This window comes from Herbiconiux sp. SALV-R1, from assembly GCF_013113715.1.
Taxonomy (GTDB): Bacteria; Actinomycetota; Actinomycetes; order Actinomycetales; family Microbacteriaceae; genus Herbiconiux.
Genome location: NZ_CP053344.1, coordinates 3,687,717 through 3,711,621, shown reverse-complemented (window position 1 = coordinate 3,711,621; position 23,905 = coordinate 3,687,717). Strand labels below are relative to the sequence as shown.

Here is a 23,905-nt window from a genome sequence, read left to right as displayed (position 1 = left end):
CTTGCGCCCGCGAGACTCCCCGACGCGCGAGGTGTGGTGGGGTGCTCAGGCGGTGAGCCAGATGGCGTCGGCGTCGACGCTGACGGGCTGCCCGTCGCCCGAGCTCGCACCCGAGCCCAAGGCGCCTGCGCCCGCGCCACCACCCGCGCCTCCGCCGCCCTCGACGCTCAGCGCGCCGCCCGGCTCCACCCGCACGGCGACGCCGGGGGTGATGCCGCGGGCGGCGAGGGTCTTGAGCAGTGACGGGTCGCGGTCGCTGATGCGCAGCACTACGCCGCGGTGCCCCACGGCCGCCTGCGACAGCAGCACCGCCGAGTAGGAGGCGACGGTTCCCGCCGCCGACGGAATCGGATCCCCGTGCGGGTCTTGCGCCGGCCGCCCCAACCGCTCGTCGATGGCGTCGAGCAGCCGCTCGCTGAGGGCGTGCTCCAGCACCTCGGCCTCGTCGTGCACCTCGTGCCACTCGTACCCCATCTCGCGCACGAGCCAGGTCTCGGTGAGGCGGTGGCGGCGCACCACGCCCATGGCGCGCATCCGGCCTTCGGGGGTGAGGGTGAGCGGCCCGTACGGCACGTGCGTGATGAGGCCCGCCGCGGCGAGCTTCTTCACCATCTCGGTGACCGAGGAAGGGGCCACCCCGAGACGCCCGGCCAGCGCCGACGGCGTGATGGGGTCGGGCTGCCATTCCGTGTGCGCGTAGATGGTCTTGAGGTAGTTCTCGGCGGCGGTGTCCTGCCCCGCGGGTCGGGGCGCTGCCGGGGGAGTCATGATGCACAAGCCTAAGGCCGCGCCCCCGGTCGGAGCGGCGGGTCAGACGAAGGCGGCGCGGCTCACACGCTCCCGCCGCCGGCCCCCCACCCCGTGCGGTCGGCGAACCGCGCGGCGGTGGTCGTGCGGTCGTACTGCGTGTCGACCGGGGTGTCGCGTTCGTCGCGCAACGGCCCGCGATCGCCACTCCGGCGCCGCACGAGGGCGATGGCCACGGCGAGCACCACGATGATCGCAGCGACCGCGAGCAGGATGATCCAGAGAGTGTCCATACCCCATCCTGCACAGCTGTCGAGTTGCCGGAGCCCGATGCACACCGGCCGCTCAGGTGCCGGTAGCCTGCACTCGATCGAAGAAGGAGTCATAAGAAGGAGTCGCGATGCCCGCCCGCTCGACCACGTTCATCCGCCGCTACGAGCCGAGCGACGCCGAGGCGACGCGCGAGGTCTTCCGCCGGGCCGTGCACGGCACCGCCGCACGCGACTACGACCCCGAACAGCTCGCCGCGTGGACCTCGGGCAGCGGCGCCGACACCTGGCCAGAACGACGGATGCTCGCCGACACCTGGGTGGCCGAGCTCGCCGGCGAGGTGGTCGGCTTCACCGACGTCGACGCGGGCGGGTACGTCGACATGATGTTCGTCGACCCCTCGGCGGGGGGCCGCGGGGTGGCGTCCGCGCTGCTCTCCCGGGTGCGGCGCATCGTGCTCGACCGCGGCCTCGACGAGTGGACGGTTCACGCGAGCCTCACCGCGCGGCCGCTGTTCGAGCGTCACGGCTTCGCGGTGGAGCGGGAGCAGCGGGTGGAGCGCGCCGGGGTCGAGCTCACGAACGTCGTGATGCGCGGGGCCGTCGCGCCCGAGGTGCTGCCGGGGCCCGGGTCATGGCTGCCGGCCGGGTTCGAGCATCCGCTCGCCGTCGAGTGGCGGGCAGGGGGCGAGGCCGCCGGCCCACTCGCGCCGGTGCGGCTGCGCCCCATCGCCGCGAGCGACGTGCACATCGACATGCCCGCCGTGATGGGCAATCGCGAGATGCTCTGGGCGCAGTACGGGCAGGCGTGGGGCTGGCCGCCCGCCACCATGACCGCAGACGACGACGCCGCCGACCTGCAGCGCCACGCCGACGAGATGGTGCGGCACGAGTCGTTCAACTACGCCGTGCTGCCGCCGGGTGAGGACGAGCTCTTCGGCTGCCTCTACCTCGACCCGCTGCCGCCCGCCGGCCGCGACGGGCTGCAAGCCGAGGTCTCGTGGTGGCTGACCCCCGCGGCCCCTGCCTGGCTCCACGCCGAGATGCCGCGACGGGTGCGCCGATGGCTCGAGGAGCGCTGGCCGTTCACCCACGTGCACCTGCCCTTCAACAGCCGCTGAGCGCGGGAACACCGCTCCACTTGCACCCTGGCACCGTGGTTGGCAAGCCCGTTGCCGCATCCGTCTGCCCTTTCGAGGGTGGAAGGCATGGAACGCATTCACTACGCGGGCGACTCCGTGGTCACCGGATCGGCGATCGCCCATGCCCTGCTCGAGTACGCGCGGGCCCTCGCGCTGATCGAAGCCTCCGACACCGTCGAGATACCGGTGGTGCGCGACGACGGGAGTGTCGCGCGGGCCACGATGCTGATCGGCCCGGCGAGCCAGCTCATCTCGGAATCCGTCGACGACGACCGCGAAGAACTCGAGAACCAGGCGCTCGTCGACGACCTGACGCGGCGCGCGGCAGGAGCCGGCCCCGCGAGACCCGTCATCGACGATGTCGACGACCTCGGCGAGGACCGGGACTCGACCGTCGGGACGGACGCCATCTGATGGGCAAGCTCACCTACGACTCCAGCCTCGTCGTCGATTTCGACGACCGCATCCTGGCGCACCTGCAGCTCGTGATCGGCGCGAAACTGCGTCGCGGCGAGTCGCTCTACTTCTCCTGGAAAGACGACCCCAAGACCGGCGACGGGCGCACCTCCATCTGGTTGTACCCGAACGCTCCGCTCGTGTTCAAGTACTACGGCGGCGGACCGCCCGCCCTCAACCGGGCCTGGGTCGACCAGCTCATGCTCGCGGCCAACTCCAACGCCGGCCTCCATCTCGTGCCCGAGCCGCCCGAGGTGAGCGGAGACCGGGGTCTCGAACCGTGAAGCGCATCGACATCATCTATGACGGCACCCTTTACTCGCTCGGCGGGGAGGAGTACGACGAGCTGAAGACCAGCATCGCCGCCGCGCACGACGAGGGTCGGTCGACCTGGCTGAGGGTCGACCACGGGGAGGGGCGGGCGCGGTCGGCCGAGATCCTCATCGCGCCGGGCATCCCGATCTCGCTGGTGGCGATCAACACCGACACGGATGCGGAGGGTGGGTCGGACGACGACTTCGGTTCCGGTTCGGGCGGCTTCGAACCCGGCTCGGGTGACGGCGGGGTGGTGGAGGATGGGGTCGACGAGTAGCGACCCCGCTCCCGCCTCCGCCGAGCGTCGGCGGGCCGAGCTCGAGCGCCACGCCGCCACCCTCTTCGCGGCAGCCGCCCTCACCACCGCGGTGATCTGCGGGGCCACGATCGTGTCGGGCTGGTTCGCCGGCGTGCTCGTCGACTCCTGGGAGCGCCTGTTCTGGGCCGGCTTCGTGCTCGGCATCGTCATGGTCGCCGTCTTCGCCGCGGCGGCCCTCCCGGGTGGTGCGGATGCTCGCCGGGCCTGCACCCGCATCACCTGGCTGCTGCGGGTCGGCCTGGTGCTCTTCGTCGCCTCGCCGGTGTGCTGCATCCTCGCGATGGTGGGTGACTACTACCGCCTCTGAGCCTATGGGCCGCTGCGCCTCTGAGCCTGTGGGCCGCTGAGCCTGTGGGCCGCGGAGCCTCTGATCCGGTGGGCCTCTAAGCCTCTAAGCCTCTGAGCCTCTGATCCGGTGGGCCTGTGAGCCTGTGGGCCGCTGACCGCGCATCCGTCTCGCCCCTGATCCCTGATGCGGGCTGGACGCCGGTCGGCCGGACCGTCATGATGAGTGCGCCGGTGAAGAGGGGGAGTGCCGATGGCTTTCAGGCGTGCGGGTGCGGGTGTGGTGGGTATGGCGGGTGTCGCGCTCGTCGCGGTGATGCTGGTGTCGACGGGCGCGGGAGGCGCGGTCGCCGCCGCCCCGGAGACGTGCGGCCCGGCCGGCGACACGGCACGGCGGCTGCTGTCGGCCGACACCGCCGCCTCGCGGTTCGGTGTCGATGGCAGCGGCGTGAAGGTGGGCATCATCTCGAACTCCTTCGGCGCGCGCGGGGCCGACGAGGTCGAGGCCGACGTCAGCGCGGGCTGGCTGCCGGGTCCCGGCAACCCCTGCGGATACGAGACGCCCGTCACCGTGCTGACGGAGGGTGCCGCCGGAGAGGACGACGAGGGCCGGGCGATGGCGCAGATCGTGCATCAGGTCGCGCCGGGGGCGGAGATCCTGTTCGCGGGGTCGAACAGTCTCGCCGGCTTCGAGAGCGGCATCGACGAGCTCATCGCGCACGGCGCGTCGATCATCGTCGACGACGTCTCCGCGGCCGGTGACCGCCCGTTCCACGTCGACGAGGCCGGGCGCGCGGTGCAGGCCGCCGTCGATGCGGGCGTGTTCTACGTCACCGCGGCCGGCAACTATGGTGCGCAGGGCGCGGAGGGGTACCCGAGCGAGGGCTTCCCGATCGGCGCGTGGTCGACGGTGCAGTACCGCGGCACGGCCTGCCCCGACGATGTCGCCGCGCTCTACCCCGGCGAGACCGTCGACTGCCTCGACTTCGACCCCGGGGAGGGAGAGGACGCGACCCTGTCGCTCACGCTCCCGGCGAGGGCGCTCATGACGGGATCGCTCGACTGGGCGGAGGACGACGGGAAGGTCGTCACCTCGCTCGACTACGTTGTCGACATCGACGGGAACATCAGGAAGGCGACGAGCGCGGATCCGCAGGTGGCGTCGGCGCCCGCGGAGATCGGCAACCTCAGTTCGGCCGAACCGATCGAGAACACGGTCAGCGTGGTGCGGCATGTCACGCCGGGCGCCGGAACACCGCCGGTGTCGCTCATCTGGGAGCAGGCGCCGTCGTTCGAGGTGCTCGTCGACCAGGAGTACTTCCGCAGCACCGACGATGACACCGTCGGCTCGACGCTCTTCGGCCATCGCGCTGTGCCCTCGGTGTTCTCCGTCGCCGCCATGAACGCCGCCGACTCCACGCTCGAGACCTACTCCACGCTGGGGCCGGCGCCGCTGTACTTCGGGGTGCCCGAGCCGGTGGTCGTGCCCGGCCCGTCTGCGGTGGGCGTCGACAACCTGCCGACCTCGACGAGCGTGCTCGGCGGCTCCGGGTCGTTCAGGGGCACCTCCGCGGCCTCGCCGACGATCGCCGCCTCGGCCGCGCTCCTGCTGGAGCAGACGCCCGGGCTCTCGCCGGTGCAGCTGCGCGAGGTGCTGACGGAGCAGGCCGACCCCGAGGGATTCGTGCAGCCGTGGGATGCGTCGGTCGCGGCGGAGCGGTCGGCGGGGGCGGGGCTCGTCGACGTCGCCGCTGCGCTGTCGGCGCTCGCACCGACGCCTACCCCCACCCCGGAACCGACGCCTGCGCCGACGCCGACCGCGGCGCCGGTGCCGACTGCGGCGCCGCAGCCCTCGAGCGACCCCGCGGAGGGTGCCCCGGCGCTCGCCGCGACGGGCGCATCCGACCCGTCGTGGCCTCTCGGGGTCGCCGCGGCGGCGGTGGTGGTCGGCGGGATCGCCGTCGGGATGCTCGGGTGGCAGCAGCGGTCGGGAGCCGGGTCGGCCGCGCGCCGGGCGGCTACGGGTCGGGCGGCCGCGCGCCGGGAGGTTACGCGCCGGGAGGTTACGCGCCGGGCAGTCTGAGGGTGACGACGGTGCCCGAGCCGGGGAGCGAGCGCACCGTCACCTCGCCGCCGTGACGCCGCAGCACCGTGGCGACCAGGGTGAGACCGAGGCCCGACCCGGGAACGTCGCGGGCGTTCCCGGCGCGGGCGAGCTCGTCGAACACGACGGGGAGGTCGGCTTCGGGGATGCCGCGGCCCGCATCCGCCACCTCCAGCACGGCCCACCCGTCCTGTTCGCGCAGGCGCAGCTCGATGGGGCCGGTCGTCGCGAACTTCGCGGCGTTGCTCAGCACGTTGTCGATGGCGAGTGACAGCAGGTCGGGGTCGCCGGCGACGGCGGGCACCGCCCAGGGCACGCGGGTGACGCTGACGGTGACGCGGCCGGCCGTGTCGGGACGCTGCTGCACGAGCGCGGCGACCGCTTCGGTGGCGAGCTGCTCGAGGTCGAGGCGTTCGAGGTCGAGGGGCCTGGTCTCGAGCTCGGAGAGCTTGCGCAGGTCGCCCACCAGGGTGGCGAGCCGCTGTGCCTGGTCGTCGATCACGGCGAGCTGCGGCGAGGCGGCGAGGTCGTGGGCGACGACGGTGGCGCGGATCGCCGTGATCGGGTTCTTCAGCTCGTGGTCGAGTCGTGCCAGGAAGCGGCGGTGGTGCGCCCGCTCGAGCGCCCTGCCGCGCTCGAACTCGGCCGAGAGCGCCGTGGCTGCGCGGCGCCGACGCGCTCTCCGCCGGGCGAGCAGCAGCACGACCAGCGCGCCGATCGCCGACAGCACCGCACCGCTCGCGGCGACGGCCGCCGCGAGCCCCGAGGTCAGCACGACCTCCCGCCGATCGCCCCCGAGCGTCAGCACCCCCGCCCCCACGAGCCCCACCACCAACGGCACCGCCGCCACCACCCCAGCCCCCACGAGCGCTCCGCGCCGCCCCCCGCCCGCGGCGCGGCCGCCCCCGCTCCCGCTCCCGCGAGCGCCGCTACGCGCGCCACCGCCTGGCCGCCCGAACCCACCTCCGCCCGCAGCGCCGCCGCCGGCCGCGCCCGCCTGGCCCCCGCCTGCAGCGCCACCGTCCGCCGCGCCCGCGCCCGCGCCCGCGCCCGCGTTCGCGCCGCCCGCAGCGCCCGCCGCGACCGAGCCACCGCCCGTCGCGCCCGCACCGCCCGCCCCGCCCGCGCCGCTGCCCGCCGCGCCCGCGCCGCCGCTCATGCGGCCACCACGCCGTCGGCGAAGCGGTAGCCCGTGCTCTGCACGGTCTCGATGAACGCCGGATGCGCGGGGTCGTCACCGAGCACCCGCCGCAGCTCGGCGACGCGGTGGTCGACGGCGCGGCTCGACGTGGCGAAGTCGAAGCCCCACAGCGCCGCGAGCAGCCGTTCGCGCGAGTGCACCTCGCCCGGATGGGCCATCAGGTAGTCGAGCAACGTCACCGCCTTGGGCGTCAGCGCCACCTCCACCCCGTCGAGCCACACCCGCCGCGCCGCCCGGTCGAGCAGCAGCGCCCCCGACCGCAGCCGCGCCGAGGTTGCCAGCGGCGGCACCCCGGGCTTCGCCCGCCGCAGCACGGCCCGGATGCGCGACAGCAACTCGTGCGGATCGAACGGCTTGTTCAGATAGTCGTCGGCCCCCTCGTCGAGCGCGGCACTGCGCTCGTACGACTCGCCCACCTGGGTGAGCAGGATGATCGGCGTCCACAACCCCTGCGCCCGCACCCGCCGCACGAACTCGCGCCCGTCGACGTGCGGCATCATCACGTCGCACACCATGAGGTCGGGCACCGCCTCCACCACGGCGTCGAGCGCCTCGGCTCCGTCGGCGGCCGTGCGCACGCTGTAGCCGCTGCGCGTCAGGAAGGCGCTGAGCGCATCCGTGATGGCGGTGTCGTCGTCGACGAGCAGCAGCTCGGGCCGAGCGCTCTCCCCCGCCGAGGCCCCCGCCCCCGACGAGGCCCCCGTCCCGGCAGAGGCCCCCGCCCCCACCGTCGGGCCCCCCGCCCCGCTCACGAGAATCCCCCCGACAGTCCCGCGATCGTGAGCCCCCCGCCCACGGCGAGCAGCACGATCACCACGGCGACGATCGCCGACGCGAGCACGAGGTACCCGAGCACGAGACCGGCGATGGCGAACCCCGCCCCGCCGTCTCCGTCCCTCCGGATCTGCCCGAGCGCCACATGCCCGAAGATCACGGGGAGCAGCCCGAACCCGAGCAGTCCCAGCACGAACGAGGCGATCGCGAGACCGTTGGTGCGGCGCACGGGCGGCGGCGCGTAGCCGCGCTGCACGGGGTAGGTGGGCTGGGTCATGAGGAGGCCTTCCCGAGTCGATTGGCGGTGCCGGTGTCGGCGACGGTCGGGGTTCCGGTCTGCCAGGCGATGGAGTTCGCCGACCCCGACACGCGCACGGCGCCGACCTCGAGCACCGACACGGCGGTGCCCGCTCCGGTCACCACGAGGGTGCCGACCTGGTCGGCCACCACGACCGCGGCGTCGGCGCTCACGGTGAGGGTCTCGCACGGCCCCTCCACCCGCACGACGGCGCCCGCGGTCGAGAGCGTGAGCTCAGCGTCGCAGCCTTGCGTGGTGGTGGCCTCGGCGATCCACCGGTCGCGGTCGGTGCTTGTGTCAGGCGTGGGGGCGGGCATGGCACCGGATGCTGTGCCTCCGTCGGTCTCCGATCCCACCGTGGGCGTCGGGGTCGCCGCGGTCGGAGTCGGGGCCGACATCGGGGTGGTCGATGGCGAGTCCGGGGCCGACCCGGCGCCGGCCGGGGGCTCGCCCGAGGTGCCGGCCTCGCGGATCGTGAGCGTGCATCCGCTGGCCAGCCCCACCACGAGCAGCCCGACCGCAGCGGCACCGATGGCCCGCGCCGCGACAGCACGAGCGCCCCCCGGCGCGCGACCCGCGCGCCGATGCGCTGACGGCCGTTCGAAGCTGTGCATCATCGTCATCCCCCCGATCCTTTCGTAGTCCGTCGCTCCTGACGAGTCGCGGCTCATCGCGCCGGCACGAAGATCTCGACCCGGCGGTTGAGCTGCCGCCCGGCCGGGTTGTCGGCACCGTCGAGCTCGTTCGCCGCCACCGGGCGCGACTCACCGAACCCCTCGGCGCTGAGCTCCGCCGTCACCCCGGCCGAGCGCAGCGCGGCGACCACCGAGTCGGCCCGTGCCTCGGAGAGCGTCTGGTTGTAGTCGTCGGTGCCGATGGAGTCGGTGTGCCCCGACACGACGGCCGAGCCGATCGCCGCCCGTTGCAGGGCGTCGGCGAGTCTGCCGAGCACGGCAGCCGCATCCGCTCTCACCTCGCTGCGGTCGAAGTCGAACAGCACCCCGTCGCGCACGGTGATGGTGGTACCGCAGCTCTCGACGGGTGCCAGCGCGGCGAGAGGGGGGAAGACGCCGAGCGGCGGCACCGTCGCGAGGGGCTCGGCGTCGACGATCTCGCCGTCGACCCGAGCCGTGCCGTCGCCGTAGTTCTCGATGCTCAGGCGCCCGTCGCTGTAGCGCCCCGACCCGTCGCCGTAGTTCTCGATCTCGACGGTGCCGTCGGTGAAGCTGCCCGATCCGTCGCCGTAGTTCTGGATGCGCACCGCCCCCGCGCTGGACGTTCCCGACCCGTCGCCGTACACCTCGACGCTCATCGTCGGGTCGCTGTAGCTGCCCGATCCGTCGCCGTAGTTCTGGATGCTCGTCACACCGTCGCTGTACGCCCCCGACCCGTCGCCGTAGTTCTCGATGGCCACGCCGTTGATCGTGGTGGAGCCCGACCCGTCGCCGTAGTTCCGGGTGGTGCCGTCGGGTCCGGTGTAGCTGCCCGATTCGTCACCGTAGAGGAAGGCGCTGCCGTCGCCTGAGACCACGGCGCCCGAAGCATCGCAGTGGGCGGGGGCGACCTCGACCCCCGGCACGTCGACGAGCTCCGAGCGCACGTCGATGGTGAACGCCGAGGCCGACGCGTCGAGCAGCGCCAGGTCGGGCAGCGTGAACAGCGGCACGGGCGGGAAGTCGCCCACGTCGTACCCCGCGACGGTGGCGACGGATGCGCGGGCGGGGCCGGCAGGGCCGGCCGGGGCGCTCGGGGTCGCGGTGCTGGTGCTGCGGGGCCCGGCGCCGTCGGAGCCGTCGGTGGCGCTCGGGGCTGAGCACGCGGCGAGCGTCAGGGCCAATGTGAGGGCGGAGGCGGCAGCGGTCAGACGGGCGGGGGAGTGCATGTCTCCACGCTATTGAAGACCTGTCGCAGACGGGTCGCCGAGCTGTCGCGATCTCGCGACATGTCGTCGCGCACGGAGGAGCGGCAGAATGGGTGGATGGCCGCGCCCGAGCTCGACGAACTGCGCCTGCTGCGTCGCGCCCGCGACCGCATGGACCGGGAGTTCGCCCACCCGCTCGACGTCGCCTCACTGGCACGCACCGCCCTCATGTCGCCGGCGCACTTCAGCCGGCGGTTCCGTGAGGCGTACTCCGAGACGCCGTACTCCTACCTCATGACCCGCCGCATCGAGAGGGCGAAGGCGCTGCTGCGCGCCGGCGACCTCACCGTGCGCGACGTCTGCATCGCCGTCGGCTGCACCAGCCTCGGATCGTTCACCACCAAGTTCACCGAACTCGTCGGCGAGTCCCCCGCCGCCTACCGCGCCCGCGACCACAGCGACCTCCTCGTCGTGCCCAGCTGCCGCACCATGATCCTCACCCGCCCCCGAAAACCCGCCCGCCCCGCGGCGCCGCCCGCGCCGGTGCCCGCCGCCGCACCCGCGCGCGCCGCTGTGCACGCGGCCACGGCCACGCGCGCTGTGGACGCCGCCACCCACCCGCGCCCGCGCGTGCTGGGGCCCACTGTCGACGATGAGACGCGGTGCGTGCACTATCGCGGCCCTCTCGATGTCATCGCCATCCGGTTCGCCTGTTGCGGCGACTACTACCCTTGTCACCTCTGCCACGAGCAGACCGCCGACCACCCGCCCGCGGTCTGGCCGCTCGCCGACCGCGTCCGCCGAGCCGTGCTCTGCGGCGTGTGCGGCAGCGAGCTCACCATCGCCGACTACCTCGCCACCACCGGCTGCCCCGAGTGCGCCGCCCCCTTCAACCCCGGCTGCAGCCTCCACACCCACCTGTACTTCGAGGTGGAGCCGGCGACGCCCGAGCTGGCGACGCCTTAGCTGGCCGAGCCCGAGCCCGAGCCCGAGGTCGAGCTCGCGATGTCCGAGTCGGCGACGCCTCAGCCCCTGTGATGCCCGAGCTGGCGACCCCTGACCCGGCACCCGAAACCGGTGATGCTGGAGCCCGCGTCATTGTGGCCCGGTCATGCCTGAACCTGCGTCGCACGAGTCCGGTGACGCCTGAACCTGCGTCGCACGAGTCCGGTGACGCCTTAACCGGTGATGCCGGAGAGGGTTGACGCCTGAACCGACGATGCCGGAGACCGGTGGCGGCCGAGCCGGCGGCTCCTAGCCCGGCGCCGCCGCGCATCCCGCGCTGAGGTCACCGGATGCGCGGCACCCACGCCTCGCGCTGCGCTCGCGCAGACTCGAGCTCGGCGAGCATGCGCTGGTGGTCACGCGGGTCGATCCGCTCGAACTCGAGGGCGCGACGACCCGCGCGCTCGCGCCCCCACCGCTGCAGCAGCGTGCCGAGCCGGATGGCGACGAGATCGACCCCACGCGGGGCGCTCTGAATGGCGGTCATGGTCTACTCCTCACTGTGCGTGCTGCGGGGGTCGGGCGCTTCTCCGGCATCGAGCACCGGGAAAGCACTCAGCTGTATCTGCACCGGCCGCGTGCCGGGCAGGTCGGTTCCGAACTGGTGGCGGTGCCGGTCGAGGAACTCGTCGGTCACCCGCTCGAGCTCGGCGGTGAGCTCGGCCAGCTGCTCGCTGGTGACCCGCGCGTTGGCGGTGTTCACCACCGACGCCTCGATCCAGTCGCGGCTGAGCTCGTGCTCACCGCGGCGTACGAAGTCGCCGAGCAGCGCCTCACGATTGCGGTGCCATTCCGTGGTGACGATGGCGTTCGCCGCGCGGGCGGCAGCGGTGGAGGGCAGGGTGGCGCTGTCGATCGAGATGCCGCCGGGCACGCGCTCCCACCACCGCTCCCGCGCGGTGCCCCGCCCCTTGACCTCGCGGATGAAGTGGTGCTGCTCCAGCTGTCGCAGATGGTAGCTGGTCACCCCCGACGACTCGGCGAGCCGCTCGGCGAGACTGCTCGCGGTCTGCGGGCCGTACGTCGACAGCACGTCGAGCATCCGTACCCGCAACGGATGCGCGAGACCCCGCAGCGCCGTCATGTCGAGTGAGCGGTCAGCCGGCCGCCTCGTCTCCTCTTCGCTCATGATGCAAAGCTATCTCTGCAAAGGAAATGTTGCAAGCGATTCTTTGCAACTCGCCGGCCCGCGCCACGCGCCTATCCGCGAGCGAGAGGCCCCGAGGCGTGAGCGGGTCGCAACTCGTCGTTCGGGTAGACGCCGTACGCCGCGAAGTACGTTGCCGCGAAGCGCGACGGATGCGTGAAGAACCAGCGCCGTGCGATCTCGTTCACGGTCGCGTGGCGCTCCGGCGCCGAACCCTCGGCGAGCAGATCGTCATGAGCACGCGCCAGTCGCACCTCACGCAGGTATCCGAGCGGGGTGACGCCCAACTGCTTGCGGAACGCGTACTGCAGCCCTCGCGGCGAGAGACGGGCAGCCTGGGTGATGTCGTCGAGGCCGATGTCGCGGTGGGCGTTCGCGTGGATGTACCGGCACGCCAGTGCGACCGGGAGACTGTGGCCCATGATCGACATTCGGAGCCGCGGGGCGCGGCGGATTGACACGCGCCGCCGCACCCCGCACCGCGCCCCGCACCCCGCCCCGCCGCACCCCGCTCGGCGCTGCCGGTCAGCCGGCCACGCTCACCGTCCAGGTCACCCCGAAGCGGTCGGTGAGCATGCCGAACCCGGCCGACCAGGCCGACGCGGCGAGCGGCTCGACCACGGTCGCGCCTACGGCGAGGGCCGACCACCTGAGCTCTGCGGCCTCGAGCGTCGGGGCGTCGAGGGCGAGGAAGAACGGCTGGTCGGTGATCGTCACGCCATCCCGCCGCGAGGTCGAGCCGCCCTGCAGCGACCCTTCCGCAGCGCCCGGCACGTCGTAGGCCATCACGGCGAAGCCGTCGGCGCCGTCGACCCGCCCGAACACGACCTTGTCGGCGTCGGGCAGCGCGGCCGGCATGCCGAAGTCGCCGTAGGTGCGGATGCTCGTGGTGCCGTCGAACACCCCGGCGTAGAACTCGAGGGCCTCGCGGGCCTGGCCGTGGAAGTTGAGGTGGGCAACGGGTGAGGTCGACATGAGGTCTCCTAGGGGGTCGCGGCGGAGCCGCCGGCCGGACTGTCCGGCACTGCATCCACCCTCTCGAGCATTCAGGTCGCTTTCTGTCCGCAATCGACATGCGCCATGATCGACAGGTGAGCATCGCGCAGCAGCCCCACCCCTCCGCCCGACTCTCCGCGGCCACCACGGCCCTGTTCGTGCCGGGCGACCGCCCCGATCGCTTCGGCAAGGCCCTCGCGAGCGGCGCCGACCTCGTCATCGTCGATCTCGAGGATGCGGTGGCGGCCGACCGCAAAGCCCTCGCCCGTGAGGCGGTCGTCGAGGCCGTCGCCGCGCATCCGTCGTCGTTCGTGTTGCGGGTGAACGGAGCCGCATCGCCCGAGCACACCGCCGACCTCGAGCTGCTCGCGACGATCGGCGGGGGTCTCGTGGGCGTGGCCCTGGCGAAGACCGAGTCGCCCGACGCGATCGAGGCGGTACGGATGCGCGCCGGCGACGCCGGCATCATCCCCCTCGTCGAGAGCGCGGCGGGGCTCGCCGCGGCACCCGCCCTCGCGCAGACGCCGGGGGTCGCGCGGCTGGCCCTAGGGGGCATCGACCTCGCGCTCGACCTCGACACCACCGCGCCCGAGGTCGTCGACATCGCCCGCTTCCAGCTCACCCTCGCGTCCCGCGTCGCGGGACTCGCCGGGCCCCTCGACTCGCCCTCCGTCGAGTTCACCGACCTCGACCCCGTGCGCGCCGCGGCCGCCCGCGCTCGCTCGTTCGGCTTCGGCGGCAAGCTCTGCATCCACCCCCGTCAGCTCGACGCCGTGCGCGAGGCCTTCGCCCCCACCGCCGACGAGGTGGCGTGGGCCGAGCGCATCCTCGCGGCGGAGGGCGACGGGGAGGGTGTCGCGAGCGTCGACGGCACCATGGTCGACCGCCCCGTCACCGAACGCGCCCGCCGCATCCGCGCTGCGGTGGAGCGGAAGAGGCGCCGGAGCTAGTTGTATCGGGCGGCGTGCCTAGACGAGCTGCCGATGGCCTTCGACCATCGCGTCGTGCACGGGTCAAGCTCTCGAGTTCTCACACCGCCGGCACAAGTATGTCGCGTACGAGGGCATCGAGCTGAGCGTCGGCCTCGAGGAACTGGCGGAGGGTTCTGACGGTGGCGCCGAAGGTGTCGAACTCCTCGATCGACAGGCCGTGCTCGTCGTAGGCGCGGTGGAACTCCGACAGGCGCCTGAGTTCGGCCAGCGCGGCGGCCGGTACGGGCTCGTCGATCCGCTCGAGCACGGGCAGGGCGTTCTCGTCGATGCGGGCCTGCCAGTCGAACGGCGGCGAGACCACGAGGTCGCCCCCCTGCAGCTCCGACCACTGCAGGTGGTTGCGGAACGCCGCCGACAGCACGCGCGACCGGTAGCCCCGCTCGCGGAAGAGAGCGTGTGCCTTCTTCAGGGCCGCCACCCCCGCCCATTCCATGGCGCCGGGGTCGATGAGGATGCGCTGGTCGGCGACCCACGACTTCAGCCAATCGTCGAGGCGGCCGCCCATGATGGTGACGACCGAACCGAACTCGTGCTCGTCGAGACCGTCGTCGGCCCGCCGGTCGAGCCCGCGCTCGATCGCCTCGGCCACCGCGACGGCCTGGGCGACCGTGAAGCTCACCGTGGCGTTGATGCTCACGCCGCGGTAGGTCGCCTCCTCGATCGCCCGGATGCCCGTCGACGTGGCCGGGATCTTCACGATGATGTTCGGGGCGAGCTCCGAGAAGCGCACCGCCTGGGCGACGAGCGCGTCGGCATCGCGGTGCAACCGGGGGTCGGTCTGGACGGATAGCCTGCCGTCCCGGCCGCCCGAAGCCTCGAAGCTCGGTTCGAGCAGCGCCGCGGCCTGCACCGACAGCTCTTCGACCACGGCCCAGCCCAGCTCGGACTCGCCGGCGGTCGGCCGCTCGTCGGCCAGCTCACGGATGCGCGGGCCCCAGACGTCGAGCCGCTTCCGGATGGCGGCCAGCGCGATTACCGGGTTGCAGGTGGCGCCGACGGCCCCGAACGCGATCGAGCGGGTGAGCTCGTCGGGGTCGGCGGAGTCGTTCCAGAGCCGAGTCGGGAAGCGGCGGGTGGCCTCGAGCAGGGGGGAGAGGGGTGCGGTCACGAGGGTCGCCCTTCAGATGCGGATGCGGATGCGGATGTGGATTCGGGACCGGAGATGGAATCCCGGTGGACGGGGGATGTGGGCGAGCCCAGCAGCGGCCGCTGAGACGCCCGGTGCGACAAGTAGGTCTCATGCGCCTCCCGGGTCGACCGCACGGTCGACACCTCCGCCACCGGAACGTCCCACCAGCCCGCGCCGTCGGGCGCGTAGACCAGAGGATCGCTCTCGACGTGGATGACGGTCGACCGGGGTGAGGCCTTCGCCGCGCGCACCGCATCCGACAGCCGCGCGACGACATCCGGCCCGGCCTGCACCTCGATCACGTCGACGCCGTAGCTGCGAGCGTTCGCCGCGAGGTCGACCGGCAGGAGGCGTTCCGGGTCGGCAGCGTCGCGGTAGCGAGTGCCGTACCGCTCCGACCCCACGGTCTCGGAGAGATGCCCGATGGAGGCGTAGCCGTGATTCTGGATGAGCACCACGACGATCTTGAGCCCCTCCGCGACGGCGGTGACGAGCTCGGTGTGCAGCATGAGGTACGAGCCATCGCCCACCATGACGATGACATCGCGGTCGCCGAGCCCGCCGGCGAGCACACCCCGCCGCGCGCCGAGGCCCCCCGCGATCTCGTAGCCCATGCACGAGAAGGCGTACTCGACGTGGTAGCCGAGCGGATCGCTCACCCGCCACAGCTTGTGCAGGTCGCCGGGCAGCGACCCGGCCGCCTGCACCACCACGTCGCGCTCGCCGGCAGCAGAGCGCACCGCGCCGATGATCTCGGGCTGGCCGGGCATCTCCGCTCCGGTGGGGGCGAGCGCCTCGTCGACGGTCGCGATCCACTCGGAGCGCAGCCGCTCGACGTGCTCCGAGAACGAACTCGGCACTCGGTAGCGCTCCAACGATCGCTCTAGGCCGATGATCGCCTCGCGCGCGTCGGCGACCACCGGCAGCTCGCTGCCGTGCTTGTAGGCGTCGAAGGATGCCACGTTGACGTTCACGAACAGCACGTCGGGGTTCTGGAAGGCGGTGCGGCTGGCCGTGGTGAAGTCGCTGTAGCGGGTGCCGATGCCGATCACCACGTCGGCCGCCGCCGCGACGTCGTTCGCTGCCCGGCTGCCCGTCGCCCCGACCCCGCCGAGGGAGAGCGGGTGGTCCCACGCCAGCGACCCGCCGCCCGCCTGGGTTGTGGCGACCGGGATGCCCGTGGACTCCGCGAATCGGCGCAGCGCGTCTTCGGCACCGGAGTAGATCACGCCGCCACCGGCGATGACGAGGGGCCGGCGGGCGCGCGCGATCGCCGTGGCCGCGCGCTCGAGCGCTCCACGCTCGGGCAGAGGCCGGCGCAGATGCCACTCACGGTCACGCAGGAACTCCTCCGGCACGTCGACGGCCTCCGCCTGCACGTCTTCGGGGAGCGCGATGGTGACGGCCCCGGTCTCGGCGGGGTCGGTGAGCACGCGCATCGCGGCGAGCGCGATGGAGAAGAGCTGCTCGGGTCGCTGGACGCGGTCGAAGTAGCGCGAGAGCGGCCGGAAGGCGTCGGTGACCTGCACACCGGTGTCGTGGGGCAGCTCGAGCTGCTGCAGCACGGGGTCGGCGACCCGGGTGGCGAAGGTGTCGCTCGGCAGCAGGAGGGCCGGAAGGCGGTTCGCGGTGGCGAGGGCTGCGCCGGTGAGCATGTTGGCGGCGCCCGGACCCACCGAGGCCGCCGAGGCGAAGGTGCCGAGCCGGCGGCGCATCCGGGCGTACCCGACGGCCTGGTGCACCATCGCCTGCTCGGTGCGGGCCTGGTGGTAGGGCATGAGGCCGGGCTCGTCGAGGTCGAGCTGGTGGAGGGCCTGCCCGATGCCCGCGACGTTGCCGTGGCCGAAGATGCCGAAGGTGCCCGCCACGGTGCGCTCGCGGTGGGCGCCGTCGACGGTCCACTGGTGGGCGAGGAAGCTCATCAGCGCCTGGGCGACGGTCATCCGCTGGGTGGTCATGGTCGTGGTCCTTCCGGAGACGGGGCGAGGAACGGCAGACGCGGGTCGACCGGCTCGGCGAGCCAGCCGCGTCGCACCCAGGCGTGTGCGGGATCGTCGCTGATCAGCCAGGCGCGTTCGGGGCCGGGGCCCGCCATCACGTTCAGGTAGTAGAGGTCGTAGCCGGGGGCCGCGACGGCCGGGCCGTGATAGCCGTAGGGCACGAGGGCGATGTCGCCCGACCGCACCCGGGCGTCGATCTCGATCGCACCGGCCGGCGACGAGGAGGTGCTGAACAGCCCGAAGGCGGCGGCGGGGTCGGGAGCGTCGGCACCAGCGACGGCCTGCTGCGGGTCGCGCTCGGGTGCCGACTCGAAGTAGTAGATCTCCTCGAGCCGCGTCTCGTGGCCGGGAACCGACTCGTCGTGCTTGTGCGGGGGATACGACGACCAGTTGCCGGCCGGTGTGATGACCTCGCACACGATCAATCGGGCCGCCTCCAGCACCGCCGGCGTGCCGAGATCGTGCACCTGACGACTGGAGCGACCCGCGCCGCGGAGCTCGACGGGCACCTCGTCGCTCCGCACGATGCGCGAAGGATGCCATTCGCTCGTGGGCGATCCCGCCACCGCCACCCGGCCTTCGCCGCGCACCGTGCCCGTCGTCGAGCAAGACAGGTAGAGCACGTCGGTCGGCCCGTCGAACACGGACCGGCGACCCGCGAGCGTGCTGACAGAAGGGGGCGCCGCCCCGTCTTCGTGCTCCACCTCGAACGACCCGGCCAGCGGGACGACGAGGCGCTCGGTGCCTGCCGGCCCGAGATCGAGGCGCTCGCCCGGGCCGAGCTCGGCGACCCGCAGGGTGGTGTGCGAGCAGCCCGGCAGGGAGGCGTCGACCACGCTCTCCCAGCCGTCGCGCGCGAGCTCGCCGCGCCGGTGTACCCAGCGGGTCTCCGCGGTGTGGTCTGCGGTCATGGTGTCCTCTCCGGGTCAGGCGCGTTCGGGGTGCCGGTCGCCGGCCTCACGGCGGATGGCATCCATGACGGTGAGCGTGAGCACCGATTCGGCTGGCCGGCGCAGCGGCGTCTCGGTGCGGCCCTCGGCGATGCAGCGGGCGACCTCCGCCGCCTCGAAGTGCAACGACTCGTGGCGCACGGCGGGCTCGCTGTGCTGCAGCACGCGACCTCCGGGGCCGCGCAGCTCGAAGTCACCCGGCAGGTAGAAGTCGCGGGGGAACACGATGGTGGCGCGTTCACCCGCCACGACCGCCGAGACGGGGGTGTCTGCCGCGAGGGTGGAGTGCAGCACCGCCTGCGCGCCCGGGTAGCCGAGCACCGCGCCGACCTGGGCGAGCACGCCGAGGGGATGCGCGATGCCGCGCGCGACGACTGTGTCGGGGTCGCCGAGCACCGCGGTGGCGAGCGCCACGGGGTAGGTGCCGAGGTCGAGGAGAGGGCCTCCGGCGAGCGAGGGGTCGAAGATGCGGTGCGACTCGGGCAGCCGCTCGCCCACCTCGGCTTGCACGGTCTGGATGCTGCCGAGCACCCCGTCCTCGAGTAGCTGACGGATTACGTCGAACTTCGGCAGGAACGCCGACCAGAGTGCCTCGGCGCAGAAGACCCCGGCCGCCTCGGCCTCATCCCGCACGCGGGCGGCCTCGACCGCGTCGAGCCCGATCGGTTTCTCGACCAGCACGTGCTTGCCGTGGGCGATCGCGTCGAGAGCGGAGCCCAGGTGCTCGGTGTGCGGGGTCGCGACGTAGACGACGTCGACTTGGGGGTCTGAGTACAGCTGCTCGTAACGGCCGTAGGCGACGGCACCGGCGGGAGCGTTCTCGCGCACGAAGCGCTCGGCGCGGGGCAGCGACCGCGAGGCGACGGCCGCGACCCGCTGGCCGGTGCCGGCCAGGAGGGCGGCGACGAAGCGCTCCGCGATCCACCCCGTGCCCACCACCCCCCAGCGGAGCGACGGAGCATCGCGGGGGTCGGGGGTGCGCGGGGCCGGTAGGGTGCGGGGGAACTCAGTCATCGATCTGCACCCAGCGCCCGTCGGAGTTCATCGACGAGATGGCGGCGGCGGCGACCGCGGTGGCGGCGAGCCCGTCGCGAGCGGTGGCGAGAGGCGACTCCGAGCCGTCCTGCAGCGCGGTGATCCAGGCGGTGAGCTCGAGCCGATAGGCGTCTTCGAAGCGCTGCCTCCAGTCGGGCGCGAAGCTGAGCGACGTGGCGAGCGAGCCCTTGGCCACCACCCGGGCGGGGTCGCGCAGCGCCCGGGTGCCGGTCTCGCCGACGACCTCGCAGAGGATGTCGTAGCCGTAGCGGGCGTTGAGAAAGGTCTCGAGCGTCGACAGCACTCCGTCGGCCGTGCGGATGAGCATCACCTGCGGGTCCTGCAGTCCCGTCTCTGTCCCGGTCGCCCGGGGCGCCTGCCAGCTGACGGCCGTGATCGGGCTGTCGAGCAGCCACGGGATGGTGTCGAACTCGTGGATGGCCGAGCCCGTGATGCTGCCCTCGCTGGTGGAGCCCGGCGCCGAGGAGACCCCGCGACTGATGCCGTGCACGAGGAGCGGCGTGCCGATGTCGCCGGCCGTGACGGCAGCCTTCTGCTCGGCGTAGGCGGGGTCGAAGCGGCGCATGAAGCCCACTGACACCAGCCGGCGCCCGTGCAGCGCGGCAGCCCGGTCGTCGGCCTCGACGACCCGCCGGCACTCCTCGACCGTCGGGGCCAGGGGCTTCTCGCAGAGCACCGGCTTGCCGGCGGCGAGGCACGCGAGGGCGAGCTCGGCGTGGGTGGAGTCGTGCGACGCGATGATGACGGCGTCGACCTCGGGGTCGTCGATGAGCGACCGCGCGTCCGGGCTCACCCGGGGAGCGCGGACGGATGTGCCATGGCGAGCCGCGATCCTCTCCGCCACGGCCTGCGCGCGCGCCCGGTCGACGTCGGCGACCGCCTCGACCCGGGCCGAGCCCACGAAGGCGTCGATGATGCGGGCGTGGTCGGCGCCCATGATGCCGGCACCGATGACGCCGACGCGCACGCTGCGCGGCTCCGCGGCGGTCATCGCGCCACCCCCGACGACGCGACCGAGACCCAGCGGCCGGTGGCGGCGGAGTCCGACAGCGCCTCGGCGGTCTCGGCGGCGCGCACGGCGTCGTCGAGGCCGGCCCCGTGGGGCGCACCGTCGGCGATAGAGCGGAGGAAGCCGGCCGCCTCGATGACCTTGAGGTCGTCGTAGCCCATGCTGATCGCCGCCCCCGGCTGGAAGGCCGCGTAGTCGCCGTCTCCCGGCACCGCGAAGGTCCTGGACACCGGGAGGTCCTGGTAGCGGTCGCCGCGGCTCACCTGCAGCTCGCCCAGCCGCCTGAAGTCCCAGGAGACGCTGCCGCGGGTTCCGTGCACGGTGAAGCCGTAGTCGTTCTGCTCGCCGACGGCGACCCGGCTCACCTCGACGGTGGCCCGGGCGCCGCTCGTGAAGCGCAAGATGCCCGCAAGGTAGTCCTCGTTCTCGACCTGCCCCATGGTTCCGCCCTCGACCCGCTGGTGCCCGCTCGTTGCCCCGGAGGGCACGGCGCGCTCGCCGATGAACACCGTGGTGTCGGCCACGACCTCGGCGACGTCGCCCATGAGGAACCAGGCGAGATCGAGCCCGTGCACGGCGAGGTCGCCCAGCACGCCGTGACCGGCCGTGGCGAAGGCGTAGCGCCACGACAGCGCGCCGGCGGGGTCGGCGGCGTAGTCGCTCAGCAGCCGGAACGAGGCATGCGTGAGTTCACCGAGGGAGCCGGAGGAGATCAGCTCGCGTGCTGCCCGCACGGCCGGCGGGTTTCGGTAGTTGAAGCCCACGGTCGCCCGCACCCCGGCGCGCTCGACCGCGTCGCGCACGGCCCGGGCGTCGTCGGCCGTCACGCCGACGGGCTTCTCGATCCACAGGTGCTTGCCCGCCTCGGCGACAGCGACGCCGATTTCGCGGTGCAAGAAGTTCGGCGCGGTCACGCTGATCGCCTCGATCTCGTCGTCGGCGAGCAGCGAGCTCCAGTCGTCGCTCGAGCGGGCGAAGCCGTAGCGGCGGGCGGCTTCGGCGGCTCGCCCGGGCACCTCGTCGGCCACGGCGATCAGGCGAGGTGTCGACCCGAGGTCGTCGAAGTGGTGCGTCACCCGGCTGTAGGCCTGGGTGTGCACCCGGCCCATCCAGCCGAAGCCGATCACGCCGACGCCCAGGGCGGGCGCGGGGGTCGGAGGGGCGAGGTCGGTCATGACAGGTCCTTTCGGGAAGCGGAGGGGCGGCAAGGCGTGCGGGCTGCGGTCACAGCCATCGGCGCAGCACCTCGCGGTTGACGGTGTGGTCGCGGGTGAAGGATGCGCGGTCGTGGCCGGGGCCGGGCATCACGTCCTGCTCCACGACGACCCAGCCCGCGTAGTCGGAGGAGGCGACTGCGTCCATCAGCGCGACGATGTCGAGGTCGCCCTCGCCGAGCGGCACGAAGACGCCGCCCGACCAGACCTCGACCATCCCGCCCCCCGCGGAGGTGACCTCGCGCATCCGGTCGACCCGTACATCCTTGAGGTGCAGATGATCGATGCGCGACCGCCACCGGTTCCAGGCCGTGAGCGGGTCGCCGCCGCCGAGCAGCAGGTGCCCCGTGTCGAAGGTGAGGCCCACGTCGGTGCGGGCGAGGAACTCGTCGATCTCGGGGGGCGTCTCCACGTAGGTGCAGGCGTGGTGGTGGAACGTGGGCTCGAGGCCGCGGGCGCGCACCACCGACACCGCGTGGGCGACGTTGCGCTCGAGCGCGTCCCAACCGCGGGTGTCGAGCTCGAGGCCGGCGCCGCCTCCCGGGTGCGCCCGGCGCCGATCGTCGCCCGAGTCGGCGAGAGTCGGCCGCGGCGGCAGCGCGGGCGTCGTGCCCGCCTGCGGCGGAACGACCGCCGACTGCACGTCAAGGGCGTCGTCGAGCCGGCCGAGCGCCGCCTCGAAGGCGGCGTCGTCGCTGAACGGGAGGTCGATCCATCCGCCGGCCAGCTCGAGACCGTGCCGTGTGAGCCGATCGCGCAGCGCGGCGTCACGACCGAGGTAGCCGACCGGGCCGAGGTCGATGCCGGTGTAGCCGGTGCTCTGCAGCACCTCGGCCATCTCATCGGGGCCGATCACGTCGGCCCCCTCGGGGGTGAGTTCGAACACCCCGAAACTGACCGGCGCACCGGCGACCTGAGCTCGCATGGTCATCCTTTCGATCCTGCGAAGGAGAGACGGTCTTGCAGTTGCCGGCTGAGCAACCCGTAGACCAGGAGCGGCGGCCAGACGGCCACTACGATGGCGCCCACCAGGTAGCCCCAGTAGGTGGTGTACGACCCCTGGAACTGCGCCAGGCCGAGCGGAACGGTGAAGTTGTCGGCCGACTGCAGGTAGACGAGGGGGAAGAGGAAGTCGTTCCAGATCCACAACGCGTAAATCGTGCCGACGGTGGCGAAGGCCGAGCGCGTCATGGGCAGGATGACCCGCCAGAGGATGGTGAAGAGCCCCGCACCGTCGATGCGAGCCGCCTCCTCGAGCTCCTTCGGCACGGCCATGAAGGCCGCGCGCAGGAACAGGATGGCGAAGGGCGCCCAGCTGAGGTACTGCAGGATGAGCGAGACCAGGGTGTCGCTTAGCCCCATCGCCGAGATCTGCAGTGCCGACGGCAGCACGATTACCTGCGACGGCACGAGCTGGCCGGCCACGAAGATGCCGAACAGGATGGCGGCCCCGGGGAAGCGCAGCCGCGCGAAGGCGTAGGCGGCGGCTCCCTCGAGAACCAGGATGCCCGTGACGGCGACGATCGTGACGATGGCGCTGTTGAGGTACCGCCTGCCGAAGTCGCCCTGCTCCCAGGCGTCGACGATGTTGTCGAACGACAGCGCGGTGGGCAGCGCGAAAGGATCGGCGACGATGGCGTTCGAGTCTTTGAACACGCTCAGGGTGAGCCATGCGATGGGGAACAGCACGATCAGCGCGAGACCGCCGAGCCAGATGTAGGAGACGGCGCGCGAGAACGACGTGAAGCGCGAGAACCTCATGCGATGACGTCCTTCCGCTCACGGGTGAGCCGCAGCTGCACCACGGCGATGACGCAGAGGATGAGGAACAGCGCGACCCCGATGGCGTTGGCGTAGCCGACCTGGTTACCCCCGAAGGCCGTGCCGTAGAGGTAGGTGACGATGGTGTCGGAGGCGTGAAAGGGGCCGCCCCCGGTCATCACGTACACCGTGTCGAAGAGACGGAACGAGTTGATGAAGCCGAGCAGCACCACCACCGAGGCGATCGGCCGGATGGTGGGGAGGACGATGCCCCACAGGATGCGGCCCTGAGACGCGCCGTCGACCTCGGCCGCCTCGCACATCTCGTCGTTCACCTGGGTCAGGGCGCTGAGGAAGAGGATGACCGAGAAGCCGAAGTTCTGCAGGATGTAGGTGGCCGACACCGCGGGCAGTGCCCATTCGGCGCTGCCGAGCCAGGGCTGGGCCAGCACCCCGAGCCCCAGCCCTCGCAGGGCCTCGTTGATGAGGCCCTGCGAGGGGCTGAAGAAGAAGATCGCCAACATCGCGATGGCCACCGAGGAGATGACCACCGGGGCGAAGAAGACGATCCTGAAGAACGCGCCGCCCCTGATGCCCGCATGGATGATCGCGGCGATCAGGAAGCTGCCGACGGTCATGAACACGAACACCAGGAGGGCGACGATGAGGTTGTGCAGCACCGCGCGCCAGAACAACTCGTCTTGCATCAACCGTACGTAGTTGTCGAGCCCGGTGAACTCGATGCGCGACAGGTTGATGCCGTTCCACGACGTGAAACTGAGCACGAAGGCGCCGAGGATCGGCACCAGCTGGAAAAGGGCGTACAGGATGCCTGCCGGGGCGATCAGCCCGTACGCCTGCCACGTGGTGCGCAT

The 23,905-nt window shown here is 72.5% G+C and carries 28 protein-coding genes; 8 read left to right on the top strand and 20 right to left on the bottom strand.

Features of this window, described 5'->3' with window-relative positions; all coding sequences use genetic code 11:
• Nucleotides 1-45: 45 nt before the first annotated feature.
• Together HL652_RS17690 and HL652_RS17685 are read right to left on the bottom strand one after the other, a co-directional pair.
• Nucleotides 46-768: a metal-dependent transcriptional regulator gene (locus HL652_RS17690; protein ID WP_171706526.1), complete on the bottom strand. Its 723-nt coding sequence runs from the start codon at nt 766-768 to the stop codon at nt 46-48.
• A gap of 62 nt (nt 769-830) precedes the next feature.
• The gene (locus tag HL652_RS17685; protein WP_171706525.1) at nt 831-1,040 is read right to left on the bottom strand and encodes a hypothetical protein; all 210 of its coding nucleotides are present in this window, start codon (nt 1,038-1,040) and stop codon (nt 831-833) included.
• Nucleotides 1,041-1,147: 107 nt separating this feature from the next.
• Between HL652_RS17685 and HL652_RS17680 the strand changes: the two genes are divergently transcribed.
• The 6 genes from HL652_RS17680 (at nt 1,148) to HL652_RS17655 (ending at nt 5,616) form a co-directional block, all read left to right on the top strand.
• Nucleotides 1,148-2,137 (top strand): GNAT family N-acetyltransferase, encoded by a 990-nt coding sequence (locus HL652_RS17680; protein WP_171706524.1) that lies wholly within the window; start codon nt 1,148-1,150, stop codon nt 2,135-2,137.
• Nucleotides 2,138-2,224: 87 nt separating this feature from the next.
• The gene (locus tag HL652_RS17675) at nt 2,225-2,572 is read left to right on the top strand and encodes a hypothetical protein (protein WP_171706523.1); all 348 of its coding nucleotides are present in this window, start codon (nt 2,225-2,227) and stop codon (nt 2,570-2,572) included.
• Nucleotides 2,572-2,898, top strand: a complete 327-nt coding sequence (locus tag HL652_RS17670) for a DUF7882 family protein (protein WP_171706522.1) — start codon at nt 2,572-2,574, stop codon at nt 2,896-2,898. The genes HL652_RS17675 and HL652_RS17670 overlap by 1 nt, the downstream gene beginning before the upstream one ends.
• Nucleotides 2,895-3,206: a hypothetical protein gene (locus HL652_RS17665; protein ID WP_171706521.1), complete on the top strand. Its 312-nt coding sequence runs from the start codon at nt 2,895-2,897 to the stop codon at nt 3,204-3,206. Before HL652_RS17670 ends, HL652_RS17665 begins: the two co-directional genes overlap by 4 nt.
• Nucleotides 3,190-3,555, top strand: coding sequence for a hypothetical protein (locus tag HL652_RS17660; RefSeq protein ID WP_171706520.1), 366 nt, complete (start codon nt 3,190-3,192; stop codon nt 3,553-3,555). The genes HL652_RS17665 and HL652_RS17660 overlap by 17 nt, the downstream gene beginning before the upstream one ends.
• A gap of 231 nt (nt 3,556-3,786) precedes the next feature.
• The gene (locus HL652_RS17655; protein WP_171706519.1) at nt 3,787-5,616 is read left to right on the top strand and encodes a S8 family serine peptidase; all 1,830 of its coding nucleotides are present in this window, start codon (nt 3,787-3,789) and stop codon (nt 5,614-5,616) included.
• Here the strand turns inward: HL652_RS17655 and HL652_RS21985 are convergent.
• The 5 genes from HL652_RS21985 to HL652_RS21980 all read right to left on the bottom strand — a co-directional run bounded on the left by HL652_RS21985 (nt 5,597) and on the right by HL652_RS21980 (nt 9,792).
• A complete protein-coding gene (locus HL652_RS21985; protein ID WP_171706518.1) occupies nt 5,597-6,796 on the bottom strand; it encodes a sensor histidine kinase in 1,200 nt (399 codons plus the stop codon). The genes HL652_RS17655 and HL652_RS21985 overlap by 20 nt on opposite strands.
• Entirely contained in the window at nt 6,793-7,488 is a 696-nt protein-coding gene (locus HL652_RS17645; RefSeq protein WP_253743910.1) for a response regulator transcription factor, read from the bottom strand. The genes HL652_RS21985 and HL652_RS17645 overlap by 4 nt, the downstream gene beginning before the upstream one ends.
• Nucleotides 7,489-7,586: 98 nt before the next feature.
• On the bottom strand, nt 7,587-7,889 hold the full coding sequence (locus HL652_RS17640; RefSeq protein WP_171706517.1) for a DUF4190 domain-containing protein: 303 nt from the start codon (nt 7,887-7,889) through the stop codon (nt 7,587-7,589).
• Nucleotides 7,886-8,533 carry a DUF3060 domain-containing protein gene (locus HL652_RS17635; protein WP_171706516.1) on the bottom strand — a complete coding sequence of 216 codons (648 nt, stop codon included), beginning with the start codon at nt 8,531-8,533 and terminating at the stop codon, nt 7,886-7,888. Before HL652_RS17635 ends, HL652_RS17640 begins: the two co-directional genes overlap by 4 nt.
• 44 nt (nt 8,534-8,577) lie before the next feature.
• A complete protein-coding gene (locus HL652_RS21980) occupies nt 8,578-9,792 on the bottom strand; it encodes an OmpA family protein (RefSeq protein ID WP_171706515.1) in 1,215 nt (404 codons plus the stop codon).
• 96 nt (nt 9,793-9,888) lie between these two features.
• Between HL652_RS21980 and HL652_RS22075 the strand changes: the two genes are divergently transcribed.
• On the top strand, nt 9,889-10,737 hold the full coding sequence (locus HL652_RS22075) for a helix-turn-helix domain-containing protein (RefSeq protein ID WP_371743522.1): 849 nt from the start codon (nt 9,889-9,891) through the stop codon (nt 10,735-10,737).
• A 322-nt stretch (nt 10,738-11,059) separates the two neighbouring features.
• On the opposite strand, the gene HL652_RS17620 is transcribed toward HL652_RS22075, so the two are convergent.
• From HL652_RS17620 to HL652_RS17605, 4 genes are all read right to left on the bottom strand, one after another.
• Entirely contained in the window at nt 11,060-11,263 is a 204-nt protein-coding gene (locus HL652_RS17620; RefSeq protein WP_171706514.1) for a hypothetical protein, read from the bottom strand.
• 3 nt (nt 11,264-11,266) lie between these two features.
• Nucleotides 11,267-11,905 (bottom strand): winged helix-turn-helix domain-containing protein, encoded by a 639-nt coding sequence (locus HL652_RS17615; RefSeq protein WP_171706513.1) that lies wholly within the window; start codon nt 11,903-11,905, stop codon nt 11,267-11,269.
• Nucleotides 11,906-11,976: 71 nt separating this feature from the next.
• Nucleotides 11,977-12,345 (bottom strand): helix-turn-helix transcriptional regulator, encoded by a 369-nt coding sequence (locus HL652_RS17610; protein ID WP_216603936.1) that lies wholly within the window; start codon nt 12,343-12,345, stop codon nt 11,977-11,979.
• Between the two features lie 103 nt (nt 12,346-12,448).
• The gene (locus HL652_RS17605; protein ID WP_171706511.1) at nt 12,449-12,898 is read right to left on the bottom strand and encodes a VOC family protein; all 450 of its coding nucleotides are present in this window, start codon (nt 12,896-12,898) and stop codon (nt 12,449-12,451) included.
• 116 nt (nt 12,899-13,014) lie between these two features.
• Between HL652_RS17605 and HL652_RS17600 the strand changes: the two genes are divergently transcribed.
• Entirely contained in the window at nt 13,015-13,869 is an 855-nt protein-coding gene (locus tag HL652_RS17600; protein ID WP_216603935.1) for an HpcH/HpaI aldolase/citrate lyase family protein, read from the top strand.
• A gap of 79 nt (nt 13,870-13,948) precedes the next feature.
• On the opposite strand, the gene HL652_RS17595 is transcribed toward HL652_RS17600, so the two are convergent.
• Genes HL652_RS17595 through HL652_RS17555 form a run of 9 tightly spaced genes read right to left on the bottom strand, consistent with a single transcriptional unit; the run spans nt 13,949 to nt 23,905 of the window.
• Nucleotides 13,949-15,019 carry a transaldolase family protein gene (locus HL652_RS17595; RefSeq protein ID WP_171706509.1) on the bottom strand — a complete coding sequence of 357 codons (1,071 nt, stop codon included), beginning with the start codon at nt 15,017-15,019 and terminating at the stop codon, nt 13,949-13,951.
• Entirely contained in the window at nt 15,016-16,998 is a 1,983-nt protein-coding gene (iolD, locus tag HL652_RS17590; protein WP_171706508.1) for a 3D-(3,5/4)-trihydroxycyclohexane-1,2-dione acylhydrolase (decyclizing), read from the bottom strand. Before iolD ends, HL652_RS17595 begins: the two co-directional genes overlap by 4 nt.
• Nucleotides 16,995-17,951 (bottom strand): 5-deoxy-glucuronate isomerase, encoded by a 957-nt coding sequence (gene iolB / locus HL652_RS17585; protein ID WP_171706507.1) that lies wholly within the window; start codon nt 17,949-17,951, stop codon nt 16,995-16,997. Before iolB ends, iolD begins: the two co-directional genes overlap by 4 nt.
• A 15-nt stretch (nt 17,952-17,966) precedes the next feature.
• Nucleotides 17,967-19,004, bottom strand: coding sequence for a Gfo/Idh/MocA family protein (locus tag HL652_RS17580; protein WP_171706506.1), 1,038 nt, complete (start codon nt 19,002-19,004; stop codon nt 17,967-17,969).
• Nucleotides 18,997-20,037, bottom strand: a complete 1,041-nt coding sequence (locus HL652_RS17575) for a Gfo/Idh/MocA family oxidoreductase (protein WP_171706505.1) — start codon at nt 20,035-20,037, stop codon at nt 18,997-18,999. Before HL652_RS17575 ends, HL652_RS17580 begins: the two co-directional genes overlap by 8 nt.
• A complete protein-coding gene (locus HL652_RS17570; protein ID WP_171706504.1) occupies nt 20,034-21,230 on the bottom strand; it encodes a Gfo/Idh/MocA family protein in 1,197 nt (398 codons plus the stop codon). Before HL652_RS17570 ends, HL652_RS17575 begins: the two co-directional genes overlap by 4 nt.
• 49 nt (nt 21,231-21,279) lie before the next feature.
• The gene (locus HL652_RS17565; RefSeq protein WP_253743422.1) at nt 21,280-22,200 is read right to left on the bottom strand and encodes a sugar phosphate isomerase/epimerase family protein; all 921 of its coding nucleotides are present in this window, start codon (nt 22,198-22,200) and stop codon (nt 21,280-21,282) included.
• Entirely contained in the window at nt 22,197-23,030 is an 834-nt protein-coding gene (locus tag HL652_RS17560) for a carbohydrate ABC transporter permease (RefSeq protein WP_171706503.1), read from the bottom strand. The genes HL652_RS17565 and HL652_RS17560 overlap by 4 nt, the downstream gene beginning before the upstream one ends.
• The gene (locus HL652_RS17555; RefSeq protein WP_171706502.1) at nt 23,027-23,905 is read right to left on the bottom strand and encodes a carbohydrate ABC transporter permease; all 879 of its coding nucleotides are present in this window, start codon (nt 23,903-23,905) and stop codon (nt 23,027-23,029) included. Before HL652_RS17555 ends, HL652_RS17560 begins: the two co-directional genes overlap by 4 nt.